The sequence below is a fragment of the Psychrobacter lutiphocae DSM 21542 genome (assembly GCF_000382145.1).
GTDB lineage: Bacteria > Pseudomonadota > Gammaproteobacteria > Pseudomonadales > Moraxellaceae > Psychrobacter > Psychrobacter lutiphocae.
Genome location: NZ_KB907660.1, coordinates 19,471 through 27,117 on the forward strand (window position 1 = coordinate 19,471; position 7,647 = coordinate 27,117).

The window sequence follows — 7,647 nt, forward strand, 5'->3', positions numbered from 1 at the left end:
CCGCTATCTTATTAATAACAACCATATAAATAACAACCATATAAATAACGCCAATCTCAACTTAGAATGTAGGCGGTGGCTTATGATAGGGTTGACTCCCTTCCTTTTCCTTTAGCCAAGTACAGCTTGACTCTTTCGAAGCTAAAAAGCTCCCCCAGAGCTTTTATTAACGCTTCTCAGGGCTGGGGATGGATTTTTAATAAGTATCGCAAAATCCCCCTAAATCTCCCTTTGAGAAAGGGGGACTTGCCCTCCGTTTTAATATATTGCAACAAATAAGCTAAAGACACAGCTAATAAACCAATTATTAATATTCCCAACTATGCATGTTGAGAGTGGTGTATAAGCAACAATGATATAAACAACAATCATTAAGGATAATGATTTGATTTGGCTAGCAGGGAGCGTGGCACTCGCAATCGTGTTAGCCGTCTTACAGCTAACGCCAATGCAACTGACAGCTATTAGTCTAGGTGTTAGCGGTGAGCGCTGGCAATTGGCAGCATATTGGCTACTGGCGGGCTGGGTGCTGTTGTGGTTGTTGCCTTATGCTTTTCGCTGGCTTGATAAAAGGCGCTTTAGTCAGCCGTTATCTAGTCAGCAGCGCTCTAGAAAATTATTGTTTGGGTTATATCGATTGGCAATGCTGGCTATATTTTGGCTGGCAGTGCTAATCAATAGTACCGCGCAGCGCATGGTCGCCATAGAGCAGTCCGTACGCAAAGTGCTATTTGTGGAAGCCAATGTGCGGCCAGTGGGCTTAAGTGACAGGCGCTTGGCATTTGAATCCGACACCTCTTCTAAACCAAAACTGCAACAAGGCTATCGGCAGTTGGTTACTTTGTCAGATATTCAGCCCTATACTGAGCAAAAAAACAGCACTGAGCTAACAAAGGTGACGGCGAAAAACAGCGCATCTTCACGCGTTGATAAACAACAGCGCCAGCATAATCCGCTCGCAGTCGATACCAGTGCGCTAAAAACCAAACTTGCCTCTGATGGTACTCGACAAAAGCACAGTATTGCAGATTATCAACTACCAGCAACCATGACTGTCATGCTTTCTGCTTATCAAGCACAACTAATGGCGCTCAATGACTTTGCGTCAGATCAGCAGCTAAAGATGCAGTTGCAGCTTAGTCCTGTTGAGCTACTAGATAAAAATAGTGAAGATGAGTTTGATGAGTATCGCTGGCTTAGTAGCCGTCATGCTACTGCTAAGGCCAAAGTATTGGCCGTTGACTTTGACTCACTGCAACAGCGCCCATCTTCATTACAGCTTTGGATAGACCGTCAGCGCTTTGAGTTGCGACAACACTTTTTGCAGCTTCTTGAAGCGCCAACCACACATATAGCGCAAAATAACGCCAGTCAAAAAGGTAACGCCAGTCAAAGTAGTCTAGAGTTTAGCTATACCAACCAAAAGATTCTGGATAAAGATAGCCAACAAAGACACACACAGATGGCTGTTGCAATAGATACCGCAGATACAGATGCAGTAGCGGTGACTTTAAGCCTACTGACTGGCGATCGCAGTTTAATTAGCCCACAAATGACAGACCTATATCGCTTTGCTGGTATTTCGCATTTGTTGGCCATATCAGGTACTCATGTATTGTTTTTGGCCATGTTATGTGCTGGATTGGTGACGATGTTGATTACCCGCTTTGCCCCTAGTTTTTATCAGCTGGTGCCTCGTTGGCAGTGTGCATTTGTTATTTCTGTTATTGCCGCTTTTGGTTATGCTTTATTCGCAGGTTTTGATGTGCCAGCAGTGAGAACAGCTTGTATGCTACTGGTTGTTGGCGTGTTACGTTATTTACTGGCCAGTGCGTCAGTATTTAAGGTGCTATTGTTATTGGCGGTAGCCATGGTATGGGTAGATATATTTGTATTATGGCAAGCTGGATTTTGGCTGTCCTTTATCGCAGTGGCGGTGTTGGTTGTATATAGCCTGCGCTGGGAGCAGGGCGGTCAGCAGCCGTTGGTGACACCAAGTCGTGAGTCTCTTCTTATCTGGGAGCGTTTAAGGCGAGCCGCTTTTGATCTGTTTAAGTTACAACTGTGGATGTCTATTGCCCTGTTACCAGTTAGTTTGTGGCTGTTTGGACAGGTATCTTTGTGGGGGTTTGTGGTTAATTTATTTGCCATTGGTCTTTTTGGCTGGGTTATTGTGCCAATTAACTTACTGGCAGGGGTGCTCTATGCTGCTTTTCCTAACCATCCACAGGTTGCAGATAAGCTCTGGTCTGCGCTATTTTGGTTGTTAGACAGTCTGCATCACACTTTGTTTGCGCTGCAACACAGTTGGCAGCAGGCAGGTTGGATTTATGCCAAGCCAAGTTTGGTCGTATTATTGCTCTTGTTGTTAGCCTCTTTGCCTTGGATATTGCCTAAGGGTATTTTTAGTCGTTTACTGTCTGTGCCACCGCTGTTGGTCATCGCTGTGCTGGGCATCACTCATATACAGCAGCGCCAAAATATGCTGCATATTCAAGTAATAACCCCAGTAAAACAGGATAAAAAAACGCCACTTTCTGCTGCCTTAGTTTGGTATCAGCAGCAGGCGTGGTTGTTGTTGTCGGCGTATCCAAAAACTACAAGCTATCCAAAAACGAGCAACCAGCCAAAGCCAACATCTTTTATAACTTCAAGCTTGGATCAAGTCTCAGCTTACAATCAAAACGAAAACCAAAATAAAAACACATCACCGCAAGCTTTATGGAGTGCGCAGCAACAGCAAATATTGATACAAAGCTTATATGATCAAATCAAGCAGCAGCAAGTTAACCATTTAACTGGAATTATTGTACAAACTGCCACCCCACAGATGGCATCAATGGTAGCGCAGTTCACACAACTGATGCCGGTTTCTTATTATTGGCAGGCAGGGCTTATCGACAATCGGCCTTATGTTGAGACGCAACTGGCAGGCTCAGCAATGACCGCACAAAGCTGCCACTTTGGGCGCAGATGGCAAGCGGGTGAGGCGTTTAAGCTTAGCGTAGAAACTGGCTGGGATGAGGTCGCAAGTGCCTCAGTATGGGATTGTGCGATTGGGTTAACCACCAGCGCAGAGGTTCAACTGCCAGCCTCGATGCAGTTAGCAATAGCTACGACAGCTAACACTAAGATGGCTACCACAGCAGGAGGTAGGCAGGTAGAGAGTATAGAGAGTGTAGAGAGTATAGAGCATAAGCCGCAGCAATTTTTGTTTTATAGTAGCAATCAGCCACAGTTAGCTGATTTGTGGCAGTTGATGTGTGCTGCTGATGTAGCAACAACTAATGCGTCAGCTAGATCACCCACAGTGACAGATACGGCTACATCCACAGCATCATCTGCTAGTACAGCATTACCTAATAATGTAGAACAGCTTCCACGCAGGCACTGGCTTATCAGTTCACAAGCCAGTATAGATAAAGCTTTGGTAACTAGTAGGCAGCCCTTATCTTGGCATATCTTAGACTCTCAGCAACTACCTGCCAATCTAAAACTAAAAGAAACGCAACTTTATTGGCAGCAAAGTACTGGTAATAAGCAGTAAAGTACTGATAATAAGTAGCAAAGCCAATCCTTAAAGCTTCTAGAGTAAGTGGACGTTTGCTAGGTAGATTGTTTCAATAGGTATCTAAAGTAAAAAAACCGCATTAATATTTTACAGAAATACCCCTGACAAACAGTACTTTATTAATGTATGGTAGTTTTTTGACTTGGTAACCCTAGTTATCTTAGTCATCCTAGACAAAACACAGTCCCTAATAATATCTAAAATATCTAAGTAGGATTTTTATTTTATATGTCAAACTGGCCACCAGATCCAAATAAGGTCCCGGATAATCAATCATCTAATAACCAATCACCCAATGATTCGAATAATAACCGGAACAACCATCAGCAAAACAATAAGCAAGCGCAGATACCACAGCTAATACCTGTAACCACAGGTGGTAGAGAGTGGCATCTGCTAGAAAAAACCTTAATGGCCAGTATCGAAGAACAGCGTAGGGCAAGACGCTGGCGGGTGTTTTCGCGGTTATTAAGTTTGGGTACTTTGTTGCTGGTCATTTTTATGCTGAGTAAGGCGTGTACGCCTACCGAAAAAAGCTTAACCAGCGCAGATCTAAATAAACCACATATTGCCGTGGTTGATCTACAAGGGGTGATTAGCGCCAATGATCCCGCCAATGCCTACGATGTGAGTACAGCCTTAACTGAAGCATTTAATGCTAAAGGCTCTAAAGCTGTGGTACTCAATATCAACTCACCTGGGGGCTCGCCAGTACAGTCGGATGAAATCTGGCAAACTATGATGAGCTTGCGTGAGGAGTATCCAAAGAAAAAGCTGTATGCCATTATTGGTGATATGGGCGCATCAGGTGCTTACTACATTGCCTCAGCTGCTGATGAGATTTATGTCAATCCATCAAGCTTGGTCGGTTCCATTGGTGTCATTATGTCCGGCTACAATATTGAAGGCTTAATGGACAAATTGGGCATTGAAGATAGAACCTTAACTGCTGGCGAGTACAAAGACATATTAAGTGTCAGCCGCGACTTGACAGACTTTGAAAAACAGCATGTACAAAGTGTACTAAGTAATACCCATCAGCATTTTATTAAAGCGGTGAAGCAAGGTCGTGGCGATAAGCTAAAAGATACAGAAGACAGTCATTTGTTTTCAGGATTATTTTGGACAGGTGAGCAGTCCATTGAGCTTGGGCTTGCTGATAAGCAAGGTAGTCTTATGACACTTGAAAAAGAATTAGACCTTGATAATGTCATTAACTATACCCCAATAGATCCAATGCAGCAGCTGCTTGATAGCTTTGCAATTAAGATGGGTGCAGGTATTGGATCAAGTATAGATATGAAGCTGCTACCACAGGAACAATCAACTGCTGAGATGAGATAAATGTCAACCTCAAACCATATCACTGTAACTAAAGACTTGAAGTTAGACTTTTCAAGGTTGCCAGTTTCTAAGCTAACTGGTAAACCAGTAATTCATTTTGCCCATGCTAATGGTATGCCAAGTCGGGTGTATCAGCCAATTTTTGATGTGTTAGAGCATCATTTTACAGTTGAGTATATCCCAATTTTGGGCTTCGATAAGGATAGCAAGCCGACATACCCTATTGATAACCATTGGAAAAGCTTAACACAGCAAGTGATTGATAGTGTTTCAGCGATATCCAAAAAGCACAAAGTGCCTGTGATTGGCTTAGGTCACTCACTGGGTGCCTTATGTACCTTGCAGGCCTTGTACAAAAAGCCCAAGTTGTTTTTGCAAGTAGTGTTAATGGATCCACCCTTGATCTATGGGCGTGATAATCTGTTATGGCATCTGGCCAAGATATTTTTACCCAAACAGCGTGACAAGCTGTCACCAGCAGGTATCTCAAGCAGGCGCCGTGATATTTGGGACAGTCGTGAGCAGGCCAGAGATCTATTACAGCCTAAGCGATTTTTTCAAAAGTTTGATCCACGTACCTTTGATGGCTATATTCAGCATGGGATGCGTGACTTACCTGATGGTAGAGTGACCCTTACTATTCCTAAAGAAGCGGAAGTCGCTGTGTTTCGCACCAATCCATCCTGGTATTGGCTCAAACCAAATCGACCACCTAACAAGCCAGCAACCTTGCTTATTGGTGATGACAGCCAGTTTTATCAGCGCGGCTTTCCATCCAAGGTGCGCAAGCGCTTATCGATACCCTTTAAGCTACATCCTGGTGGGCATATGTTCCCCTTAGAATATCCTGACTCAGTTGCACAACTGATTATGGTGACTATCATGGAGCAGTCCTAATGCTTACTCGTTTCTTTAAGCTCAGTCTAATGCCTAGCATTGATTGCGACTATCTTTGCTTGCCTTTATTTGCTATGGGTTACGGTTAAGCCATGTCACTCACGTCAGACTCGTCTCTATTTTCCATACCAGAGCAAGCTGTACCGCCTATATCACTGTTTTCAAAAGCAGGGGTAATGTTATTGTATGTTGGTATGATTGGCTTGTTTTTTATGTTGCAATTGGTTGGGGTCTATCTATTTGCACCCTACGTGATTGACGATCCTAGTTTAAGCCGTACTCAGGCTTTTTTTCAAGGCAGCTTTAACGGTACCGTCACCAGCTATGCGATGCTGTTTACCTTATTGATTTTATTGCTATTTAGTTATCTACTCGTCAACCTGCTGATTAATCGGCGTCACGCAAAGCTACAAAAATCCCCAACCTTAGCTTCAACAAAAGATCCAGCACCATCAGTTTGTCGCTCACCAGAGCATATAAATCTTGATGTTAAAGCTGCCGTACCAGTGATAAAAAATCATTACAGCGTTAGCGATTATCTTGGCATCAAACCCTTTGCGTTACACGTAGCCGTGGGGTTTATCGGATTGTGGTTGGCATTTGTCATTAGTAGCGAAACGCTCACCTACATCTTAGACAGAGATCCTACCGCTTTTGTTGATGAGCTTTATTTTAGCGCTGATCCAAAGTGGCTCTTGATCTTAGTGATGGTCGTTGTCGCACCTATCTATGAAGAAGTGGTGTTTCGAGGCTTATTATGGTCAGCATTAACCGAGCAATTTGAAGGCACCAAAGGCGTATGGATTGCCAGCTTGGTCACCAGTGCTATCTTTGCTTTAATTCATTTACAATATGAATGGTATGAGATGGGCGTTATTTTCGTACTGGCTTTATTGCTAAGCTATGCACGCGCCAAATCAGGCTCTTTATTGCTCCCAATCATCATTCATATTGTGAATAATGGGGCGGTGATGTGGCTGTATTTGATGTTGCAGTAGGGTAGAAAGGTTGTTGCAGCTTTGCCTGATTCGAACAGGATTACCCTTGGTAAGCTAACCAACGTTCCTTTCTAGTTGGAGACCGGCCACAACAACCCTTATTATTATAGTATAGTCTTATCGTCAGCGAAATACTAAACGTTTACGGCGTTAATCTCACTAAGCCTACCTTTGTAATACTTGCGTTTGATTGGCTGGTTACCATTTTAGATTTCTTTGACCATACAGGACAAGTAACCAGTCAAAACAGCAAGTTTTCTAGAAAATTTCTTATAGCCTATATCTTGTTGTGCAACTAAAATTGCAGTGTCTGTTGTGGCTTGATGTTGTCAAACTTTTAATGTTGCTCATCACGCACTCGTGATTGGGTGCGAAAGTTCGCCTGGTGTCGTAAATGATCGCTGTACTGTTTCAATCCACGCACCCGTGATTGGGTGCGAAATTAGACATTTTTTAGACATTGCAGAGCGAGATGTTTCAATCCACGCACCCGTGATTGGGTGCGAATGACAGGTGTACGATTTGTACATTTTTGGCTTGTTTCAATCCACGCACCCGTGATTGGGTGCGAATTAGTGAAAACTAGCGTATCAATAATGACATTGTTTCAATCCACGCACCCGTGATTGGGTGCGAAAAGTATGACGGCTTAACAAGTAGCATGATATGGTTTCAATCCACGCACCCGTGATTGGGTGCGAAAAGCTTGAAGTGGGATGACATAGACTTTGATTGGTTTCAATCCACGCACCCGTGATTGGGTGCGAATTTTTGCTGAAAAGTAGACGTTGCGTGGCAAGTCACGTTTCAATCCACGCACCCGTGATTGGGTGCGAA

Annotated in this window: 4 protein-coding genes and 1 CRISPR repeat array; all 4 genes read left to right on the top strand. The window is 43.5% G+C overall.

Annotated features, from left to right (window positions below; all coding sequences use genetic code 11):
- Window positions 1–406: 406 nt before the first annotated feature.
- The 4 genes from H140_RS15265 (at window position 407) to H140_RS0111770 (ending at window position 6,810) form a co-directional block, all read left to right on the top strand.
- On the top strand, window positions 407–3,547 hold the full coding sequence (locus H140_RS15265) for a ComEC/Rec2 family competence protein (protein WP_156819180.1): 3,141 nt from the start codon (window positions 407–409) through the stop codon (window positions 3,545–3,547).
- 252 nt (window positions 3,548–3,799) lie between these two features.
- Window positions 3,800–4,915 carry a signal peptide peptidase SppA gene (gene sppA, locus H140_RS0111760; protein WP_019673858.1) on the top strand — a complete coding sequence of 372 codons (1,116 nt, stop codon included), beginning with the start codon at window positions 3,800–3,802 and terminating at the stop codon, window positions 4,913–4,915.
- On the top strand, window positions 4,916–5,812 hold the full coding sequence (locus tag H140_RS0111765) for an alpha/beta hydrolase (protein WP_019673859.1): 897 nt from the start codon (window positions 4,916–4,918) through the stop codon (window positions 5,810–5,812).
- Window positions 5,813–5,904: 92 nt separating this feature from the next.
- Entirely contained in the window at window positions 5,905–6,810 is a 906-nt protein-coding gene (locus tag H140_RS0111770) for a CPBP family intramembrane glutamic endopeptidase (RefSeq protein WP_026349065.1), read from the top strand.
- A gap of 342 nt (window positions 6,811–7,152) precedes the next feature.
- Window positions 7,153–7,647: direct repeats of the CRISPR family, unit length 33 nt; unit sequence GTTTCAATCCACGCACCCGTGATTGGGTGCGAA.